Consider the following 15,623-nt stretch of genomic DNA (forward strand, 5'->3'; position numbering starts at 1 on the left):
GGAAGCCGGCGGTTGACACCTTCTTCGCCAAGCGCTCCAAGGCGGCATGGCTGCGCTCGATCTGGTCACGCCCGTCCTGTCCGACGGGGGAACCTGGCGGTTTCCCGCGAACGAACCCCTGCGGCTCGATTCGGGGGGCGTGATCGAGGGCTTGGAGATCGCCTACCAGACCTATGGCCGGCTGAACGCCGACAAGTCCAACGCGGTGCTGGTCTGTCACGCCCTGACGATGGACCAGTACGTGGCCTCGCCGCACCCGGTGACCGGAAAGCCCGGCTGGTGGCCGCGCCTGGTCGGCCCCGGCAAGCCCCTGGACCCCGCGCGGCACTTCATCATCTGCTCGAACGTGATCGGCGGCTGCATGGGCTCGACCGGCCCCGCCTCGATTAACCCGGCCACGGGGCGGCCCTACGGCCTGTCGTTCCCGGTGATCACCATCGCCGACATGGTCCGCGCCCAGGCGATGCTGGTGACGGCCCTGGGCGTCGACACCCTGTTCGCCGTCGTCGGCGGCTCGATGGGCGGGATGCAGGTGCAGCAGTGGGCGGTGGACTATCCCGAGCGGATGGCCAGCGCGGTGATCCTGGCCTCGGCCTCGCGCCACTCGGCCCAGAACATCGCCTTCCACGAGGTGGGCCGCCAGGCGATCATGGCCGATCCGGACTGGCGCGGCGGCGCCTATGCCGAGCACGGGGTGCGCCCCGAGAAGGGCCTGGCCGTGGCGCGGATGGCCGCCCATATCACCTATCTGTCCGAACCCGCCCTGCAGCGGAAGTTCGGCCGCGAGCTGCAGCGCGACGGCCTGTCGTGGGGCTTCGACGCCGACTTCCAGGTCGAGAGCTATCTGCGTCACCAGGGATCCAGCTTCGTCGACCGGTTCGACGCCAACAGCTATCTCTACATCACGCGCGCCATGGACTATTTCGACATCGCCGCCAGTCATGGGGGCGTTCTGGCCAACGCCTTCACGCGCGCCCGCCACGTGCGGTTCTGCGTGCTGAGCTTTTCCAGCGACTGGCTCTATCCGACCGCCGAGAACCGCCATCTGGTGCGCGCGCTGACCGCGGCCGGCGCCCGCGCGGCCTTCGCCGAGATCGAGAGCGACAAGGGCCATGACGCCTTTCTGCTGGACGAGCCGGTCATGGACGCGGCCCTGGCGGGCTTCCTGGGCTCGGCCGAGCGCGAGCGGGGGCTGATTTGACGAACGCCGTCATCCGCGAGGACTTTCGCGAGATCCTCCGACTGGTGCGGCCGGGCTCGCGCGTGCTGGACGTCGGTTGCGGCGAGGGCGCGCTGCTGGATCTGCTGGCCCACGAAAAGCAGGTCGACGCCCGGGGCCTGGAGCTGAGCGCCGAGGGCGTGGCCGCCTGCATGGCGCGCGGCCTGTCGGTGGTGCAGGGCGACGCCGACCTGGACCTGGACCACTTCCCCGATCGCTCGTTCGACTACGCGGTGCTGTCCCAGACCCTGCAGGCGACGCGCAGGCCGCGCCACGTGCTGGACGAGCTGCTGCGCATCGCCGACCGAGCCATCGTCTCGTTCCCGAACTTCGGCCATTGGCGGGTGCGCTGGTCGCTGCTGAGCCGTGGCCGGATGCCCGAGACCAAGGCCCTGCCCCTGCCGTGGTGGTCGACGCCGAACATCCACCTGTGCACCCTCGCGGACTTCATGGCCCTGACGGAGGACCTGAACCTGCGGGTCGACGCCAGCGCCGCCTTCGCCGGGCGAGGTCCCGCGCGGCCCATGAACCCGGCCAGCGCGATCGAGAACTGGCGGTCCGAGACCTGCCTCTTCATGCTCAGCCGCAACGGAACGCCGCCCAGCGGGGAACTTCCGGCCGCTTCGGGCGATCTCTTCGGCGGATGAAGACGCTTCGTCTGATGACCTACAACGTCCACCGTTGCGTGGGCGCGGACCGCAAGCTCGATGTCGAGCGTGTGGCCGAGGTCATCGCGGCCGAAAAGCCGGACGTCGTGGCCCTGCAGGAACTGGACGTGCGCCGCGCCCGGACCAAGGGCGTCGACCAGGCTCACCGTCTGGCGGAACTCCTGAAGATGAGCTTCCACTTCCACCCGGCCATGGCGGTCGAGGAGGAACTTTACGGCGACGCCATCCTGACCGCCCTGCCCGAACGACGGGTCAAGGCCAAGGGCCTGCCGCTCTACAAGCGCGTGCCGGGGCTGGAGCCGCGCGGCGCCCTGTGGGTCGAGGTCGAGGTCGGCGGGACCAAGGTCCAGATCATCAACACCCACCTCGGACTCGTGCCCCAGGAGCAGAAACGCCAGGCGGCCGCCCTGCTGGGTCCCGACTGGATGGGCGACGACGACTGGGTCGCGCCGGGCGTGGTGCTGGGCGACTTCAACGCCACCCCCTATTCGGCGACCTATCGGATGTTGCGCACGGCCCTGCGCGACGCCCAGGCCCCCAGCCCGGCCTGGCCGCGTCCCGCGACGGCGACCTTCCCGTCCAGCTTTCCGTTCATGCGCATCGACCACGTCTTTCTGACCAAGGGCCTGGAGACCCTGGCGGTCAGCTCGCCCTATGACGCCCGCGCGCGGGTCGCCTCCGACCACCTGCCGCTGGTGGTCGAGCTGGCGATCACGGCCGAAGGCGCTCCGGAGGCTGCGGCGGCGGCGCGGTGAGCCTGGCGATGTCGCGCCGCAGGCGGGCGCGCCGCCCCCAGGGCCGCCAGGCGTCGTCGGGCGAGATGGCGTCGCCCAGGTTCCAGTCGGCGATGAATTTCTCGACGCCGCTCAGGCGCCGCTCCGGCACGGGTTGCAGCCGGCGAGGCGGTCCGCCCTTGACGTCCAGCGCGTTGATCGCCGCCGCCAGGCCGCCTTCCCGGTCCATCGCCTCCAGAACGTCGGCGGCGGAGCGGTCGATGAAATGGCCGACCAGCCGCCCCAGGAAGCCTCGCACAGTCTCGCGCTCGAGGTCGGTGCGCGCCTCGAAGGCCAGGTCGCACTCGCTGTCCAGGCCGATCGAGCGGTTGTTCAGATTGGCGCTGCCGATCCGCAGCATCCAGTCATCCATGATCGCCACCTTGGAGTGGACGATGATCGGCCCGCCCTTCGGCGTATGGGCGGAAAACGCCGAGAAGCGCTTGTGGACATCGATCGCGCGCAGGCGGTTGATCGCCGAGGTCCGGGCGCTGTCCATGGTCATCTGGTCGAAATAGCTGGGACTGCGGGCCGGGCCGACCGTGACCACCTCCGGACCGTCGGGCTCGGCCAGGCGTTCGGCCAGCACTTCGACGATGACCGGCGAGGTCAGGTATTGGTTCTCCAGATAGATCAGTCGCCGGGCGCGCTTGATCGCCGCGAGGTGCAGCAACATGCACTCGGTGATCTCGGGCCGCTCGCGCCAGGCCGCCGAGGTGCGGGCCACCGCGATCGGGAGACGGCGAAGATCCGGCGTCAGGTCGTTAGGCCAGGGCGTCTCGTCGGGCCGGGCCGGCCGCTCGACCGGCTCTCCGCCCGATGCTTTCCACCGGTCGATGAAGAGATCGGCCATCGCCTCGCCCGCCCGGCCGTCGACCAGCATCGAGACCTCGTGCCGGGCGGGATAGTGGCGGCCGGTCGGCAAGCGTCGCAGCGGATTGTTGTCCAGGTGCCGGGTGTCGTCCCAACGGTCGACGCCGATGTCGCCGCCGCTGACGAAGGCCGTGACGCCGTCGATGATCACCGCCTTCTGATGATGACAGGCGCTGGCCGGCAGGGTGGCGTCCAGGCGGTACTTGACCCGCGACCCCGCGAAGAACGCTGCGCCGCGATGCGGTCCGAACAGCTGCGAGGCCGCGATCGGGAACGGCATGTCCCAGGTCAGCACCCGCACGTCCAAGGCCGGGTTCAGCGCCGCCTGCCGTCGTAGAATCAGACCGATGCGGTCGGCGTGGACGGGATCGCGGCTCTTGCGCACGCGGTCGGGATCCAGGCGGGTCAGGGGGTCGAACACCCAGGCCAGGATCCAGATCGACTTGCGCGCCGCCAGCAGCAGCGGCTTCAGCGCATCGAACGCCTCGTCGTTGTCGATGAACAGCGCGACCCTGTCGGCGGTCTCGACCCGCCAGCAGTTGTAGCCCGGTTGGAAGACGGAAGCGTTCGGACCCATGTCGCCCCTGAAGTCGTGAGATTCGACAACGCGCGCGTCCGTCTTATGGCTCCGCTCGATCGCTCCGTCTCGTGAACTCTCCGTAGGGCCAGCCGATTAGCCCGCGATCGCGGCGGCGTCGCGTTCGCCGGTGCGGATGCGCAGCGCCTGCTCCAGATCCAATACGAAGACCTTGCCGTCGCCGATCTTGCCGGTGTTGGCGGTGCGCTGCAGGGCCTCGATGACCGGTTCCAGCACGTCGGTGGGAACGGCGATCTCCAGCTTGACCTTCGGCAGGAGCTTCACCTCGTACTCAGCGCCGCGATAGACCTCGGTCTTGCCCTTCTGGCGGCCGTAGCCGCGCACCTCGGTGACCGTCAGGCCCGACGCCCCCGCGTCGGTGACCGCTTCGAGCACCGCGTCGAGGCGGCTCGGCTTAATCACGGCGACGATCATCTTCATGGCGGTGTTCCCGGGGAGCGAACGGTTGTGGTGATTCCAAGCTAGGCGTCCAATCGCTTCGCTCCAAGTAAGATCAGACGTCCTTGCGGCCAGGCGCCTGTGGAACGGGCGCCGGATGAGCCGGAATCGGACGTTCGCCGCCGCGCCGCGCCGGCGTCGGTCCCGCGGGGCTGGGCAGGAGGACGCCGGGCGCGAACACCCTGGCGCGGGCGCGGTGGCCGCGCGGCTTGACCGCGAAGGTCTGCTTGATCGCCTCCATCAGGATCAGGCCGGCGAAGCGCGGCCACAGGCGCGCGCCGACCTGTTCGAATCCTTCCGACCAACCCGCCATGGCGCCGAACGGCGGGACATAGAGCGCCCGGGTCCACCCCGCCGGCTCCAGCTCGGCCTCGCGGATCAGGCGTTCCAGCTGGCTTCGGCTATAGGGACGGCCGTGGCCGAACGGCGTGGTCTCCGCCCCCGCCCACGCGCCGTCGCGGGACGCCACGGCGACGATCAGCCGGCCAGTCGGCGCCATCACCCGGCCGATCTCGGCCAACAGGGCGGCCGGATCGTCGGCTTCCTCCAGGGCGTGAACCGCCAGCACGCGGTCGAACATGGCGTTGGGCAGCGGCAGCGCCGCTTCCTCGACGAGGCAAGCCTGGTTGCGCTCGCCCAGCGGCCAGACCTCGACGCCCTGCTGAGCGGGCATGGCGGCCACCACGCGCCGGGCGTTGAGGCGCGCGGCGTCCAGAAACGGCGTGGCGTAGCCCAGGCCCAGCACATCCAGGTCGCGGACATCGCCCCAGGCCTCGACGACCTTGCGCGTCAGCATGGTCCGCGCGGCGCGTCCCAGAGGCGCGGCATAGAAGGCCCGCAGGTCGAGCACGTCGCGACGCATTGAGTCTCCCGTCTATAGGCCCCATCCTTGTAGGCGCGCCCGTTCCCCCGCACCAGAGCACCCCATGCCCGTGACCGTTCACCAGTTTCCCTGCCTGTCCGACAACTACGGCTTCCTGGTCCGCGACGCGGCGACCGGCCAGACGGCCTGTATCGACACGCCCGACGCCGCCGCGATCCTGGCGACGCTGAACAAGCTGGGCTGGACTCTGGACCTGATCCTCAACACCCACTGGCACCCGGACCACGCCGGCGGCAACGAAGCGGTCAAGGCGGCGACGGGCGCCACGATCGTCGGTCCCGCCGAGGTGACCCGCATCGCGCCGCTGGATCGCGTCGTGGTCGGCGGTGACGTGGTCATGCTGGGCGAGACCCGCTTCGACGTCCTGGGCGCCGGCGGCCACACCCTGGGCCATATCGCCTATCACGACGCGGCCGACGCCATCGCCTTCGTCGGCGACACATTGTTCGCCCTGGGCTGCGGCCGGCTGTTCGAGGGAACGCCGGAGCAGATGTGGGACTCGCTGAGCCGCCTGACCGACCTGCCCGACGAGACCACCGTCTATTGCGCTCACGAATACACCGCCTCGAACGCGCGCTTCGCCCTGTCGGTCGACGACTCACCGGCGCTGAAGACCCGCGCCGAGGCGATCTTCGCCGCGCGCGAACGCGGCGAGGCGACCGTGCCGACCTCGATCGCCGCCGAAAAGGCGACCAACCCGTTCCTGCGCGCCCCGCTGCTGCGGCCGGACGCGCGGACGCCGGCCCAGGCCTTCGGCGAGATCCGGGCCGCCAAGGACAGCTTCAAGGGATGAACGCGCGCGTGACCGACAAGGGACTTTCGGGCGACCTGGGCGCCAAGGAAATCATCCGGCTGCTGGACATGCGGCCTCACCCCGAGGGCGGCTGGTACGCGCGGACCTTCGAGGACGCGCCAGGCCCGGACGGCCGCGCTTACTCGACGTGCATCTATTACCTGCTGGAAGCCGAGCAGATGTCGGCTTGGCACCGCGTCGACGCGGTCGAGACCTGGCACTGGTACGCCGGCGCCCCGATCTCGCTGACCCTGTCGCCGCCCGACGGCAAGGGCGCGACCGCCCATGTGCTGGGTCCGGACCTGCGCGCCGGTTGCCGGCCGCAGGTCGTGGTCCCCAACGGCTGGTGGCAGACCGCCGTCAGCCTGGGCGCCTGGACCCTCGTCGGCTGCACGGTCGCCCCCGGGTTCCGGTTCGAGGGCTTCGAGCTGGCCCCGCCCGACTGGCGTCCTTCCAAGGCCTGATCCGGAGCGCGCGAGGGGTGCGGCGGAGTGTCGCGGGCGCCCGACATGGGTACCCATAGTGGGCAATTCGGTCGCATGGCGTCGTTATGTGAGCCGTGCAATCCTTTTCCGGCCGCTATCCCGCGTGACCAGGGGAACCGAGTTATCCATGTCCGATGAGTACGCCAATGCGCGCGCGGCCACCCGCTACGCGACGGATTACATCCTGCGCTGGGTCGAGATCGCTAACGAAGTCCACGGGTCCGACCTGCTGTACGCCTTGGTTTTCACCACGCTTTGGGCCGGCAACTGCTCGCATATCCGGGGCGGCGTCTATTCGGATGTCGATGACGTCCCCCCCGACCACGAACGTCGCCCCCTGACCGTGCGCCAAGTCGCGGACTCGCTGGGCCTGCCCTACGAGACCGTGCGGCGCCGATTCGTCGAGATGCTGGAAAAGGGCATGGCCCAGCGCGTGGGCCGCGAGGGCTTCATCGTCCCGCAGTCGGCGCTGTCCCGGCCTGAAATGGTGCAGGGTCTCAAGCGCTCGCACCAGAGCCTGACGCGCTTCCTGAAGGAACTGAAGTCGATCGGAATCGAAGCGGCTTAGGATAAACGGTCTAGACGCTCGATCCGCGGACGATCAGCTCGACCGGGGCCATCACCGACGGCGCGTCTTCGCCCGCCATGCGGCGGAACAGAAGATCGACCATGGTCTGGGCGCCATGCTCCAGGTCCTGGCGGATGGTGGTCAGCGGCGGCGACCCGTAACGCGCCAGCATGATATCGTCGAAGCCGACGACGGCCACATCGCCGGGCGCGCTTCGTCCCGCCTCGCGAAGAGCTTCCAGCGCGGCCAGGGCGATGACGTCCGAGAAGGCGAAGACCGCGTCGAACGAAGGGCCCGAGGCGATGAACCTGGCCACATCGTCCCGCGCCTTTTCCAGGCTGTGGGAGACCGGCGCGACCAGGGCCGGGTCGAACGTCAGACCGGCCTCCGCCAGTCCCCGACGGTAGCTTTCGAACCGCAGCGCGGCCTCCGGCGCTTCGGTCGCGCCGAAAAAGGCGATGCGCTCGCGCCCCAAGCCCGCCAGATGGGCCACGGCCAGCCGTCCGCCCTCCAGATGATCGCCGCCCACCGCGCAGTAGCGCTGGCCGGGGAGCTGGGCGCCCCAAACGACCATCGGCCTGTAGGTGTCGGCGACGGCGTTCAGCGCCGCGTGCTCGACGCTCTGGCCGATCAGGATCAGGCCGTCCGCGCGCTGCGACTGGATGATCCGCTCCAGCCAGCCCGGCTCGGTCGCGATCACCTTGTGAACCAGGACGGCGTAGCCGCGCCGGGCTATCTCGTCGACGAGCCGACCGACCATTTCCAGGAGGAACGGGTCTGATATGAGCTGGCCGGTCTGGCGCGGCAGGGGAATGACGACCCCGATGATGTCGGTCTTGCGCAGGCGAAGGCTGCGGGCCGACTGGTTGACCACATAGCCATGGGTCCGCGCGATCTCGACGATCTGATCACGGAGCGTCTTGGGGATCAGGGGATTGCCCGCCAGAGCGCGCGACACCGTCGAGATCGAGACGCCCGCCATGCGCGCGATGTCGGCCATCTTCAGCCGTCCGCGTTCAGGAGCCTTGGCCGGGTCGGATTGATCCATGATCTGACAATAGAACCTTGGAGGCGCGCGAAAGGGCGCGCTGGCGTCGCACTGGGCGGCGCAACGGCGCCGTCGGCTAACACTGCTATTCGGGCCGGGTAAATGGCGGCTAAGACTTTATGGTTACGCTTTCCGGACGCTTCGCCGCCTCGGATATCAGCGATTCATCACCTTGAGGATGCGCTTGGACGATGGCCGTCCGGCCAAGCCCTCGCCCGGGGCGTAGGTGACGATCAGCTCGCCGTCCTTGACCTGGGCGCCGGGCTTGTGGCCCTCGGCCAGCAGCACGCGCATGATCTTGGCCAGGACCGAACGGTCCTTGCGGGCCGCGCGTTCGAAGGCCTCGGCCGTCAGGGTGGCGGAGTCGGCGATCAGCACCGAGGTCTCGGGACGCGCGTCCTGCAGCGTGGCGAACTCGATCTGGCGCTGAGCCACGCGGCTGGCGCGATTGGCGGCCAGGGCCAGACGCTGGAACAGGGCCGCCACCGAAAGCACGGCCGGCGGCTGGATCGACGAGGCCCGGCCCGACAGCGCCGCCGCCGCGCCCATCGGCGCGTCGTCCGTGAACAGAATCACGCCGCCAAGCTTGGTGACCCGCAGAACGGGCTCACCGAGGTCGTTGCGATAGATGACGTCGCCGCGCGAGGCCGGCTGGGGCGACAGCACCCAGACCTCGTTGCTGTTGTCGAACTTCATCAACGGCTGAGGCGAGGCCTGATCGAAGATGAAGCCGCCGCCACTGTCGGAGACGTAACGCGCCACCGGCGGCGCGGCGCTCATGCGGTGGGTGTCCGGCGGACCGTGGCGTCCCAGCAGGGCGTCGCGCAACCCGTGGGGCCCCTGCTGGGCGAAAGCGGTCCCCGCCAAGGCCAGCGAGGCGACGATCGCCAGGACGCAGCGCGTCCCCAGGTCGTTCAGCTCCACCTTACGAAATATCATGTGATCGTACTGCCCGCCGACTAGGGCGAATCTTGGACGTCAAAACGTCCGTTCTCCAAAGCCGCGCGCATGAGGCCAAAAGGTCGCACTGGCCGTCAAGCGCGGGCTTCGGAGGGCCGAGGCCGGCGAGCCTCAGGCCATGTACTGGCCGCCGTTCAGGGTCAGCGTGGCGCCGGTGACGAAGCCGGCCCGCTCGCCCGCGAGGAACGACACCATGTCGGCGATCTCCTCGCCCCGGCCCAGACGACCGACGGGGATGCCGGCGATGATGCCGGCCAGGACGTTTTCCGGCACGGCCGCCACCATCTCGGTGTCGATATAGCCGGGACAGATGACATTGACCGTCACGCCCTTCTTGGCGTTCTCCAGGGCCAGGGCCTTGGTGAAGCCGATCAGGCCGGCCTTGGCGGCCGAATAGTTGGTCTGGCCCATCTGGCCCTTCTGGCCGTTGATCGAGCTGATATTGACGATGCGGCCCCAGCCGCGCTCGCGCATCCCCTCGATCACCGGGCGGGTCATGTTGAAGGCCGAGTCCATGTTGACCCGGATGACCTCGGACCACTGCTCGTAGGTCATCTTGTGCAACATGCCGTCGCGGGTGATGCCGGCGTTGTTGACCAGGATCTCGATGGGACCGAGCTCGGCCTCGACCTTCTTCACCGCCGCCTGGCAGTCCTCGAAGTGGCCGACATTGCCCTTCACGACCATCACGCCCAGCTCCTTGGCGCAGGCCTCGGCGGCGGCTTCGTTCCCGGAATAGCCCGCCGCCACCTTGTGGCCGTCGGCGATCAGCCGTTCGCAGATCGCCCGACCGATGCCGCGGGTGCCGCCGGTCACGAACGCAACTCTCGTCATACCTGTCTCCCGGTTATTCTTATGGTTGCGCCGGCCCGCGCGATCCTTGTTCGGAAGGACCGCGCGACCCCGGCAAAGGTCGCGCGGATCGCGTTCAGATGGCTTCGACGCACATGGCGACGCCCATGCCGCCGCCGACGCACAGCGTGGCCAGGCCCTTCTTGCCGCCGGACCGCTTCAGCTCGTGCAGCAGGGTGGTCAGGATCCGCGCGCCCGAAGCGCCGATCGGGTGGCCGATGGCGATCGCGCCGCCATTGACATTGACCTTGGCGGGGTCGAGGCCCAGCTCGCGGACCACGCACAGCGACTGGGCGGCGAAGGCCTCGTTGCTCTCGACGAGGTCGAGGTCCGAGATCGACCAGCCCGCCTTTTCCAAAGCCTTGCGCGAGGCCGGGATCGGGCCCGTGCCCATGATCTCGGGCTCGACGCCGGCATTGGCCCACGAGGCGATCCTGGCCAGGGGCTTCAGACCGCGCTTGGCGGCTTCCTCGGCGCTCATCAGCACGAGGGCCGCCGCGCCGTCGTTCAGGCCCGAGGCGTTCGCGGCGGTGACCGAGCCGTCCTTGGTGAAGGCCGGCTTCAAGCCCTGGATGCCTTCCAGGGTCACGCCGTGGCGAATGAACTCGTCCTTGTCGACGACGGTGTCGCCCTTGCGGCCCTTGATGGTGACGGGGACGATCTCGTCATCGAACTTGCCGCCCTTTTGCGCCGCCTCGGCCTTGTTCTGGCTGGCGACGGCGAACCTGTCCTGATCCTCGCGGGTGATCTGCCAGCGCGCGGCGATGTTCTCCGCCGTCTGGCCCATGTGATAGCCGTGGAAGGCGTCCCACAGGCCGTCCTTGATCATGGTGTCGACGAAGGCCAGGTCGCCCATCTTCTGGCCGCCGCGCAGGTTCTGGGCGTGCGGGGCCTGGCTCATGCTCTCCTGGCCGCCGGCGACGACCACCTTGGCCGAGCCGTCGGCGATCTGCTGCGCGGCCAGGGCGACGGCGCGCAGGCCCGAGCCGCAGAGCTGGTTCAGGCTCCAGGCCGGGCTCTCGACCGGAATGCCGGCCTTCACCGAGGCCTGGCGCGCGGGTCCCTGGCCGGCGCCGGCCTGAAGCACCTGGCCCAGGATCACTTCGTCCACGTCGGCGGGCTGGAGGCCCGCTCGAGCAACGGCGGCCTCGATGGCGACCTTGCCCAGCTCGGCGGCGGGCAGGCTGGACAGCGCCCCGTTGAAGGAACCGACCGGCGTGCGGGCGGCGGAGACGATGACGATGTCGCTCATGAGTAGCTCCCGTGACATTCTCGACGTGACGCCCTAGCGGCCGCGGCGCCCGTTTCTTTCGTAACGCGGCGCAGCGTGGCACATCCGGACCTGATCCGTCATCCGCACATTTTCACGGCTTGATGACGTCTCCAAGTCATCTGACCACTGGCGCGGCGCCTTTGCATTGGCGATAGTGCGACGCGAAAAGCGGACGAGAACGCTTCAGGGAACGAAATGTCCGAGAACCCGGAAAAAGGCGAAGCGACCACCGGCGCCGACAAGGCGAACGGTCAGCGCGTGATCATCAAGAAGTACGCCAACCGCCGTCTCTACAACACGGCGTCGTCGTCCTACGTCACCCTCGAACACCTGTCCGACATGGTGAAGGAGGGCGTCGACTTCGTGGTCTATGACGCCAAGACCAACGACGACATCACCCGTTCGGTCCTGACCCAGATCATCTTCGAGGAAGAAAATCGCGGCGAAGGCCAGAACCTGCTGCCGATCCAGTTCCTCCGTCAGCTGATCGGCTTCTACGGCAACTCGATGCAGGCCTTCCTGCCGTCCTATCTGGAAATGTCGCTGGAAAGCTTCGCCAAGCAGCAGGAACGCCTGCGCGGCCAGCTGTCGAACCTGGCGCCGGGCAAGATGCCGGGCATGGGCGTCTACGAGGAGCAGATCCGCCAGAACATGGCGCTGTTCGATCGGGCGATGAAGATGTTCTCGCCATTCGCCTATGTTCGCCCGGAGGACGCCGCCGCGCCCGCCGAACCGCCGCCCGCGCCCCCGGCGGCGTCGACGTCCAGCGACGACTCCCTGGCCGACCTGAAGCGTCAGATGGAGGCGATGCAGGAGCAACTCGCCAAGCTGGCCAACAAGTCTTAACCAAGACGATCCAGCGGTTCTTAACCGTCCTGGCCCTAGCGTTGGGGACATGAACGGCCCGATCGATCCCATTCGACGCTCTGGTCCCGCGCGCCGCGCTCTGCCGGCGCCGCGCGATGGCGATCGTCGGGAGAGTCAGGAAGAGGTCGTGTTCGTCGTCGAGGACGAGACGCCCTCGCCGCCGCCCGAGCCGCCGCGCCGCGGAAGCTTCGCCGCCTTCGCCGCCCACTTGATGGGCCAGCGCGGTCAAAAGCGCGGCCTGCGGGGTGGGCAGGAAGTGCTGGACGCGGCCAGATCGACCTATCTCGGGACGGAATATTCCGGCGAAAGCGACCGGCGTCCCAAGGCGGGCCTGCTGAAGAAGACCAACATCTAGCCCTTCGCGCGCCGCGAAGCCTCGACGATCGCCAGGCCGGGCGGGCCGCGCGGCGGCCTTGGCGACCGCGACGACGAAAGTTTGGCGGGAACCGGCGGGTTGGCGCCGGTCTTGCTTAACCGTTGGTGAATTGATCGCCCACGGGTCCTTCCATGCTGTCCGTCGCCATCCGCATCTTCGACGTCGCCGTCGTGGCCCTGATCTTCACGGTCCTGACCTGAGGACTCCAGCCCGGGTTAGGCGCTTTCGAGCAGCATCATCGTGCCCTGTCCGCCGTCGGCGCAGATGCTGACGATGGCGCGTTCGCCCTTCGGACGCGCGGCCAGCTCCTTCACCGCCTGGCTGAGGATCCGCGCGCCGGTGGCCCCGAACGGGTGACCCAGCGCCAGGCTGCCGCCGTTGGGATTTACGCGATCGCGCGGGAACGCGCCTAGCGGCGTCGTCACCCCGGCCTTGTCGCTCAGGAACTTGGCGCTCTCCCAGGCGGCGATATGCGACAGCACCTGGGCGGCGAAGGCTTCGTGGATCTCCCACAGCCCGACATCGGCATAGGTCATGCCGTTGCGCGCCAGCAGGCGCGGCACGCCGTAGGCCGGAGCCATCAGCAGGCCCTCATGGCGCAGGTCGATCGAGGTGACCTCGTGGTCGACGATCCTGACCTTGGGCGTCTCGCCGGGCAGGCGGGCCATGCCGGCTTCCGATCCCACCCAGATCGCCGCCGCCCCGTCGGTCAGGGGCGAGGAATTGCCCGCCGTCAGCGTGCCCTTGCCGCTGGTCCGGTCGAAGGCGGGCGCCAGCTTGGCCAGCTTTTCCAGCGTCGAATCCTTGCGCGGGATAGTGTCGCGCCGCGTGTCGCCGACCGGGATGACCAGGTCGTCGAAGAAGCCCTGCTCCCAGCCCTTCACCGCGCCCTGATGGCTGGCCAGGGCCAGGGCGTCCTGGTCGGCGCGGCTCAAGCCCCATTCCTTGGCGGTGATCTCGGTGTGCTCGCCCATCGACAAGCCGGTGACCCGATTGGCCACCTTGGGGATGAAGAGCTTGACGTCCTTGAGGTTCAGCGCGCCGAGGGCGGCGAGGCGCTGCTGGCCGGTCTTGGCGCCCTGGAACTTGCGGATCCAGTCCGAGAGCGCGACCGACAGGCCGATCTGCACCCGGCTCATGCTTTCGACGCCGCCGACCAGGGCCAGGTCGCGTCCGCGCCCGTCGACCATGCCCGCCGCCTCGATCGCGCCCATCATGCTGGTCGAGCAGGCCATGATCGTCGAGAAGGCCGGAATGGTCGGGTCGGCGCCGGCGTCCAGCAGCACCTCGCGCGCCAGATTGCTCCAGGTCAGGTTGGGGATCACCGTGCCCCAGACGGCGAAATCGGGCCGGGCGCCGCCGCCCGGACCTTGCGGCGCCAGCATCGCCTTGACGACCGGGACGGACAGCTGGATCGTGTCGAGGGACGCCAGCGGCCCGTCGACCTTGGCGAATGGCGTGCGCAGACCGGCGGCGAGCCAGACCTTGGCGGAAGAAGCGGCGGGCATGGGGAATCTCCGAGAATCGGGGCGGCCTTCGACCCTATATGGGAGCGACGCGACGCCTTTGCTTCTTGTCGAATATCGCCCTCGCGCGCGGCGTGATGGCCTTCGCCATTTGCGCGCGGGCGCGCGGCGGCTTAATCGGCAGGCATGAGCACCGAACTTTCCCTCGACGACAAGAAGGCCGCGGCTCGCGCCTGGTTCGAAAGCCTGCGCGACCAGATCTGCGCCGAATTCGAACGGCTCGAGGACGCGGCGCCGGCCGACCTCTATCCCGGCGCGCCCGGCCGCTTCGAGAAGAAGCCCTGGGAGCGCCCGGCGGGCGGCGGCGGCGTCATGGGCATGATGCATGGCCGCCTGTTCGAAAAGGTCGGAGTCCATGTCTCGACGGTGTTCGGGACCTTCACGCCGGAGATGGCCAAGTCCATGCCGGGCGCGGCGGACGATCCCCGGTTCTTCGCCACCGGCATCAGCCTGATCGCGCACATGACCAATCCGCGCGTGCCGGCCGTGCACATGAACACCCGCTTCATCGCCACGACCCAGAGCTGGTTTGGCGGCGGCGGCGACCTGACGCCCTTGCTGGGCTATCAGCGCAGCCAGGACTTCCCCGACGCCATCGACTTCCACGCCGCCTACCGCAAGGCCTGCGACCGCCACGACCCGGCCTGGTATCCCAAGTACAAGGCCTGGTGCGACGAGTACTTCTTCCTGCCACACCGCAACGAGCCGCGCGGCATTGGCGGCATCTTCTACGACCACCACGACAGCGGCGACTGGGACCGCGACTTCGCCTTCACCCAGGACGTCGGCAAGGCGTTCCTGGAGGTCTATCCGGATCTGGTCCGCCGTCGGATGGGCGAGGCCTGGACGCCGGAAGAGCGCGATCAACAGCTGGTCCAGCGCGGCCGCTATGTCGAGTTCAACCTGCTCTATGATCGCGGCACCATGTTCGGCCTCAAGACCGGCGGCAACGTCGAGTCGATCCTCAGCTCGATGCCGCCGACGGTGAAGTGGCCGTAGGATAGGTCTTTTTCCTTTCGAACACGCGCTCGCCGCTTCACGCGGCCAGCCGCTGAAGGTCTATGGGGAGGCGACGGAGCGGCCGGGCGAACCCGGAGACCGTGAGTGGTTTTGTGTTTCGGCTCGCGAGTCCGCTCCGCCAGGCTGTTCTTGCCCGTGAGGATGGGAGGCGTGAGCGTATTTCAGCTCGGGTCCCCACTAGCCCCCGGACGGGCGCGGACCAAGTCGATCGGCTACATCCGTCTCGACCCCGACGATCCACGATAGGCGGCTTGTACGATCACCGCCCTGTCGCTCCGCGCTCGCCTGTCCACGGCCTCTTCCGAGATCCCGGATCTATCCAACGAACAGACCCCGGTCGAAACCGCTTCGAGACCACGCGGCCCCGCTCAACCTAGCCCCGCCGCCGTTTTGGGCCGGATCC

Annotated in this window: 17 protein-coding genes and 1 pseudogene; 9 read left to right on the forward strand and 9 right to left on the reverse strand. The window is 68.7% G+C overall.

Annotated elements, in window-relative coordinates:
- The first annotated feature begins 46 nt into the window (after nt 1-46).
- Genes FCU40_RS01115 through FCU40_RS01125 form a run of 3 tightly spaced genes read left to right on the forward strand, consistent with a single transcriptional unit; the run spans nt 47 to nt 2,642 of the window.
- Nucleotides 47-1,201: a homoserine O-acetyltransferase gene (locus FCU40_RS01115; protein ID WP_168072346.1), complete on the forward strand. Its 1,155-nt coding sequence runs from the start codon at nt 47-49 to the stop codon at nt 1,199-1,201.
- A complete protein-coding gene (gene metW / locus FCU40_RS01120; protein WP_168072348.1) occupies nt 1,198-1,866 on the forward strand; it encodes a methionine biosynthesis protein MetW in 669 nt (222 codons plus the stop codon). Before FCU40_RS01115 ends, metW begins: the two co-directional genes overlap by 4 nt.
- A complete protein-coding gene (locus FCU40_RS01125) occupies nt 1,863-2,642 on the forward strand; it encodes an endonuclease/exonuclease/phosphatase family protein (RefSeq protein ID WP_168072349.1) in 780 nt (259 codons plus the stop codon). The genes metW and FCU40_RS01125 overlap by 4 nt, the downstream gene beginning before the upstream one ends.
- On the opposite strand, the gene FCU40_RS01130 is transcribed toward FCU40_RS01125, so the two are convergent.
- The 3 genes from FCU40_RS01130 to FCU40_RS01140 form a co-directional block, all read right to left on the reverse strand.
- Nucleotides 2,599-4,110 (reverse strand): phospholipase D-like domain-containing protein, encoded by a 1,512-nt coding sequence (locus FCU40_RS01130; protein ID WP_168072350.1) that lies wholly within the window; start codon nt 4,108-4,110, stop codon nt 2,599-2,601. The genes FCU40_RS01125 and FCU40_RS01130 overlap by 44 nt on opposite strands.
- A gap of 96 nt (nt 4,111-4,206) precedes the next feature.
- Nucleotides 4,207-4,551, reverse strand: coding sequence for a P-II family nitrogen regulator (locus FCU40_RS01135; protein WP_004619318.1), 345 nt, complete (start codon nt 4,549-4,551; stop codon nt 4,207-4,209).
- A gap of 73 nt (nt 4,552-4,624) precedes the next feature.
- A complete protein-coding gene (locus tag FCU40_RS01140; RefSeq protein WP_168072352.1) occupies nt 4,625-5,431 on the reverse strand; it encodes a methyltransferase domain-containing protein in 807 nt (268 codons plus the stop codon).
- A 64-nt stretch (nt 5,432-5,495) separates the two neighbouring features.
- On the opposite strand from FCU40_RS01140, the gene gloB reads away from it, so the two are divergent.
- From gloB to FCU40_RS01155, 3 genes are all read left to right on the forward strand, one after another.
- Nucleotides 5,496-6,245: a hydroxyacylglutathione hydrolase gene (gloB, locus tag FCU40_RS01145; RefSeq protein ID WP_168072353.1), complete on the forward strand. Its 750-nt coding sequence runs from the start codon at nt 5,496-5,498 to the stop codon at nt 6,243-6,245.
- On the forward strand, nt 6,242-6,709 hold the full coding sequence (locus FCU40_RS01150) for a cupin domain-containing protein (protein ID WP_168072355.1): 468 nt from the start codon (nt 6,242-6,244) through the stop codon (nt 6,707-6,709). Before gloB ends, FCU40_RS01150 begins: the two co-directional genes overlap by 4 nt.
- Nucleotides 6,710-6,857: 148 nt before the next feature.
- Nucleotides 6,858-7,298 (forward strand): hypothetical protein, encoded by a 441-nt coding sequence (locus tag FCU40_RS01155; protein ID WP_004619326.1) that lies wholly within the window; start codon nt 6,858-6,860, stop codon nt 7,296-7,298.
- A gap of 10 nt (nt 7,299-7,308) precedes the next feature.
- Here FCU40_RS01155 and FCU40_RS01160 read toward each other — a convergent pair whose 3' ends face one another.
- The 5 genes and pseudogenes from FCU40_RS01160 to FCU40_RS01175 all read right to left on the reverse strand — a co-directional run bounded on the left by FCU40_RS01160 (nt 7,309) and on the right by FCU40_RS01175 (nt 11,410).
- Nucleotides 7,309-8,172: a substrate-binding domain-containing protein gene (locus tag FCU40_RS01160; RefSeq protein ID WP_275052035.1), complete on the reverse strand. Its 864-nt coding sequence runs from the start codon at nt 8,170-8,172 to the stop codon at nt 7,309-7,311.
- A gap of 3 nt (nt 8,173-8,175) precedes the next feature.
- A pseudogene (locus FCU40_RS23195) lies at nt 8,176-8,346 on the reverse strand (LacI family DNA-binding transcriptional regulator); the annotation flags it as partial.
- Between the two features lie 156 nt (nt 8,347-8,502).
- Complete coding sequence (locus tag FCU40_RS01165) at nt 8,503-9,285, reverse strand: DUF4908 domain-containing protein (RefSeq protein ID WP_168072358.1); 783 nt, start codon at nt 9,283-9,285, stop codon at nt 8,503-8,505.
- 132 nt (nt 9,286-9,417) lie between these two features.
- Nucleotides 9,418-10,140, reverse strand: coding sequence for a beta-ketoacyl-ACP reductase (locus FCU40_RS01170; protein ID WP_004619333.1), 723 nt, complete (start codon nt 10,138-10,140; stop codon nt 9,418-9,420).
- 94 nt (nt 10,141-10,234) lie between these two features.
- The gene (locus FCU40_RS01175) at nt 10,235-11,410 is read right to left on the reverse strand and encodes an acetyl-CoA C-acetyltransferase (RefSeq protein ID WP_168072359.1); all 1,176 of its coding nucleotides are present in this window, start codon (nt 11,408-11,410) and stop codon (nt 10,235-10,237) included.
- A gap of 216 nt (nt 11,411-11,626) precedes the next feature.
- Between FCU40_RS01175 and phaR the strand changes: the two genes are divergently transcribed.
- Nucleotides 11,627-12,277 carry a polyhydroxyalkanoate synthesis repressor PhaR gene (phaR, locus tag FCU40_RS01180; RefSeq protein ID WP_004619336.1) on the forward strand — a complete coding sequence of 217 codons (651 nt, stop codon included), beginning with the start codon at nt 11,627-11,629 and terminating at the stop codon, nt 12,275-12,277.
- Between the two features lie 49 nt (nt 12,278-12,326).
- Complete coding sequence (locus FCU40_RS01185) at nt 12,327-12,653, forward strand: hypothetical protein (protein ID WP_035017214.1); 327 nt, start codon at nt 12,327-12,329, stop codon at nt 12,651-12,653.
- Between the two features lie 236 nt (nt 12,654-12,889).
- On the opposite strand, the gene FCU40_RS01195 is transcribed toward FCU40_RS01185, so the two are convergent.
- The gene (locus FCU40_RS01195; protein ID WP_168072361.1) at nt 12,890-14,182 is read right to left on the reverse strand and encodes an acetyl-CoA C-acyltransferase; all 1,293 of its coding nucleotides are present in this window, start codon (nt 14,180-14,182) and stop codon (nt 12,890-12,892) included.
- Nucleotides 14,183-14,326: 144 nt separating this feature from the next.
- On the opposite strand from FCU40_RS01195, the gene hemF reads away from it, so the two are divergent.
- The gene (gene hemF / locus FCU40_RS01200) at nt 14,327-15,199 is read left to right on the forward strand and encodes an oxygen-dependent coproporphyrinogen oxidase (RefSeq protein ID WP_168072363.1); all 873 of its coding nucleotides are present in this window, start codon (nt 14,327-14,329) and stop codon (nt 15,197-15,199) included.
- The last annotated feature ends 424 nt before the right edge of the window (nt 15,200-15,623 follow it).

Origin of the sequence: Caulobacter sp. SSI4214, from assembly GCF_012184455.1 — a bacterium.
GTDB lineage: Bacteria > Pseudomonadota > Alphaproteobacteria > Caulobacterales > Caulobacteraceae > Caulobacter > Caulobacter vibrioides_E.

Coding starts and splice junctions, on each gene's coding strand:
- FCU40_RS01115 (WP_168072346.1), top strand. CDS start 47: ATGGCTGCGCTCGATCTGGTCACGCCCGTCCTGTCCGACGGGGGAACC.
- FCU40_RS01125 (WP_168072349.1), top strand. CDS start 1,863: ATGAAGACGCTTCGTCTGATGACCTACAACGTCCACCGTTGCGTGGGC.
- FCU40_RS01130 (WP_168072350.1), bottom strand. CDS start 4,110: ATGGGTCCGAACGCTTCCGTCTTCCAACCGGGCTACAACTGCTGGCGG.
- FCU40_RS01135 (WP_004619318.1), bottom strand. CDS start 4,551: ATGAAGATGATCGTCGCCGTGATTAAGCCGAGCCGCCTCGACGCGGTG.
- FCU40_RS01140 (WP_168072352.1), bottom strand. CDS start 5,431: ATGCGTCGCGACGTGCTCGACCTGCGGGCCTTCTATGCCGCGCCTCTG.
- gloB (WP_168072353.1), top strand. CDS start 5,496: ATGCCCGTGACCGTTCACCAGTTTCCCTGCCTGTCCGACAACTACGGC.
- FCU40_RS01150 (WP_168072355.1), top strand. CDS start 6,242: ATGAACGCGCGCGTGACCGACAAGGGACTTTCGGGCGACCTGGGCGCC.
- FCU40_RS01155 (WP_004619326.1), top strand. CDS start 6,858: ATGTCCGATGAGTACGCCAATGCGCGCGCGGCCACCCGCTACGCGACG.
- FCU40_RS01165 (WP_168072358.1), bottom strand. CDS start 9,285: ATGATATTTCGTAAGGTGGAGCTGAACGACCTGGGGACGCGCTGCGTC.
- FCU40_RS01170 (WP_004619333.1), bottom strand. CDS start 10,140: ATGACGAGAGTTGCGTTCGTGACCGGCGGCACCCGCGGCATCGGTCGG.
- FCU40_RS01175 (WP_168072359.1), bottom strand. CDS start 11,410: ATGAGCGACATCGTCATCGTCTCCGCCGCCCGCACGCCGGTCGGTTCC.
- phaR (WP_004619336.1), top strand. CDS start 11,627: ATGTCCGAGAACCCGGAAAAAGGCGAAGCGACCACCGGCGCCGACAAG.
- FCU40_RS01185 (WP_035017214.1), top strand. CDS start 12,327: ATGAACGGCCCGATCGATCCCATTCGACGCTCTGGTCCCGCGCGCCGC.
- FCU40_RS01195 (WP_168072361.1), bottom strand. CDS start 14,182: ATGCCCGCCGCTTCTTCCGCCAAGGTCTGGCTCGCCGCCGGTCTGCGC.
- hemF (WP_168072363.1), top strand. CDS start 14,327: ATGAGCACCGAACTTTCCCTCGACGACAAGAAGGCCGCGGCTCGCGCC.